This window comes from Stenotrophomonas maltophilia (genome assembly GCF_013464915.1).
GTDB lineage: Bacteria > Pseudomonadota > Gammaproteobacteria > Xanthomonadales > Xanthomonadaceae > Stenotrophomonas > Stenotrophomonas maltophilia_AT.
Window position 1 is genome coordinate 1 of record NZ_RAVT01000096.1, and the last position, 1,023, is coordinate 1,023.

The 1,023-nt window shown below is 61.4% G+C and carries 1 protein-coding gene; it reads right to left on the reverse strand.

Annotated features, from left to right (window positions below; all coding sequences use genetic code 11):
* On the reverse strand, positions 1-940 hold a 940-nt coding region (locus tag D7T59_RS21090), incomplete at its 3' end, for an IS481 family transposase (protein WP_180853540.1).
* Between the last annotated feature and the right edge of the window lie 83 nt (positions 941-1,023).

The following is a 1,023-nucleotide window of genomic DNA, read 5'->3' on the forward strand; positions in this document are numbered from 1 at the left end:
TGTGTAAACCCAGTACGTTGTTCAGCGGGATTCTGGAAATAGGTGGCTGGCAGCCGATCCCCATATGGGGGCGGTGCCAATTGTAGTGGTGCAGCCAGGCCGGCAGTGCTCCGTCCCGCTCATCGGAGCAGGAATAGGCACGGGCGTAGGCCCATTCGCGTAGGCTGGTCTGGATGAAGCGTTCGGCCTTGCCGTTGGTTCTGGGTGTGTAGGGTTTGGTGCGCAGATGGCRCATCCCCAGTTCCTTCACCGTTCGGGCAAATTGGTTGGAGCGATAGCAGGCTCCGTTGTCGGTCAGCACTCGCTCGAAGCGGATACCCAAGTTCCGGTAGTACTCCACGGCCTGGCGCAAGGCCAAGCAGGCCGTGTCAGCTGTTTCATTAGGATGTACGGTGCTGAAGGCGACTCGGGAGTGGTCGTCAATGGCGACATGGACGTAGCTCCAGCCACCGCCACCGGCGTTGCCGCGCCGGTTGGCATCTACCCGGTGCCCGGGCCGCTTGAAGTTGCCAAGCTTCTTTATGTCCAGATGGAGCAGGCCGCCAGGCGCATCGTACTCGTAACGATTGACTGGTCTGGGAGGTTCCAGACGACACAGACGATTGAGTCCGCGGCGGCGCATCAGTCGCGAAATGGTGCTGGGCGGGACACCCGTGGCCTGGCTGATCGTTCGGTAGGTCTGTCGCTCGCGCCGACGTGCCGCAACGTCTTCCACGTCCTCCAACCTGGTGGCATGCGGCGTGGAACGCGGCCTGGAGCTACGGTTCTGTAACCCCTCAGGGCCCTCAGCCCGGAACCGTGCCAGCCACTTGTAGGCCGTGCGCACGCTAACGCCGCAGGCCTGGGCCGCTTCCTCGGTACGCAGGCCCTCCACAACGATGCGGCGAACAAGAAGTTCTCGACTAAACGGCGTTAAACGGGCATTTTTATGGTTGTTCATCCGGGCTCTGGGGCGAAAGGTTTGGTGTGGTAACCACCATTCTCCTCAGATGCCCCGGGTGAACAACCTACCGGGAAGTCACA